The sequence below is a fragment of the Arthrobacter sp. SPT-J7 genome (assembly GCF_059089965.1).
Genome location: NZ_JBNHFF010000431.1, coordinates 1 through 1,448, shown reverse-complemented (window position 1 = coordinate 1,448; position 1,448 = coordinate 1). Strand labels below are relative to the sequence as shown.

Below are 1,448 nucleotides of genomic sequence, written 5' to 3'. Positions count from 1 at the left end.
CGGTGAATACGTTCCCGGGCCTTGTACACACCGCCCGTCAAGTCACGAAAGTTGGTAACACCCGAAGCCGGTGGCCTAACCCCTTGTGGGAGGGAGCTGTCGAAGGTGGGACTGGCGATTGGGACTAAGTCGTAACAAGGTAGCCGTACCGGAAGGTGCGGCTGGATCACCTCCTTTCTAAGGAGCGCCTACAGACTGTTTGCTGCGTGTATGCGTGGTGGGGGGTTTGTCAGGAGTTATGCCCGTTGCGCAGGCGATTGTTCTGCGGCGGGTGCTCATGGGTGGAATATCAACGGATAGCGGTCGCCTGGATTTTTTTCCTGGCCTGGTACGGATGCTTTTGGGTGTCCTGGAACGGTCGGGGGGTTGAAGGGTGGTTTTGTGTTTGGCACACTGTTGGGTCCTGAGGCAACAGGGCTGTGGATTGTCCCCGTTTTGGTGGGGGTGGTTTGCGGGTTTGTTTGTTTCTGGTTTCCTGGCTGCATCGATCACATGGTTGTCCCGTTTTGTGCGGGTGTGTGGGGTGTGTGGTTTGGGGTTGTTGTTTGAGAACTACATAGTGGACGCGAGCATCTTTTATAAGAAGCAATTTCCAAGAATATGAACCTGGATCTGGCTGCGCGTGGTGATGACTGGCTCTTCGGGGTTGGTGGTTGTTGGGTGTGGTTGGTTTTCATGGTTCTCTCGAAAATTTCTGATTGATCTTTTGTGGTCAAGTTTTTAAGAGCACACGGTGGATGCCTTGGCATTAGGAGCCGAAGAAGGACGTAGGAATCTGCGATAAGCCTGGGGGAGTCGATAACCGGACTGTGATCCCAGGGTGTCCGAATGGGGAAACCCCGCCAGACGCGCGAGTGATCTGGTGACCCGCATCTGAACACATAGGGTGCGTGGAGGGAACGCGGGGAAGTGAAACATCTCAGTACCCGCAGGAAGAGAAAACAATAGTGATTCCGTTAGTAGTGGCGAGCGAACGCGGATCAGGCTAAACCGTTCCATGTGTGATAGCCGGCGGGCGTTGCATGGTCGGGGTTGTGGGACTTTCCATACCAACTCTGCCGGGTTGGTGGGGTGTGATGTGCAGGCATAGGTGAACGGTCTTGAAAGGCCGGCCAGAGAGGGTGTGAGCCCCGTAACCGAAATGTTGTGTACCGCCCGGATGAGTATCCCAAGTAGCACGGGGCCCGAGAAATCCCGTGTGAATCTGTCAGGACCACCTGATAAGCCTAAATACTCCCTAATGACCGATAGCGGACCAGTACCGTGAGGGAAAGGTGAAAAGTACCCCGGGAGGGGAGTGAAACAGTACCTGAAACCGTGTGCTTACAATCCGTCGGAGCAGCCTTGTAGTTGTGACGGCGTGCCTTTTGAAGAATGAGCCTGCGAGTTAGTGTTACGTCGCGAGGTTAACCCGTGTGGGGAAGCCGTAGCGAAAGCGAGTCTGAACA

Annotated in this window: 2 rRNA genes; both read left to right on the top strand. The window is 54.8% G+C overall.

Going from position 1 to position 1,448, the window contains the following annotated elements:
- A 16S ribosomal RNA gene (locus AC5RWX_RS33315) occupies nt 1–177 on the top strand; the annotation flags it as partial.
- A gap of 533 nt (nt 178–710) precedes the next feature.
- Nucleotides 711–1,448 (top strand): 23S ribosomal RNA (locus AC5RWX_RS33310); the annotation flags it as partial.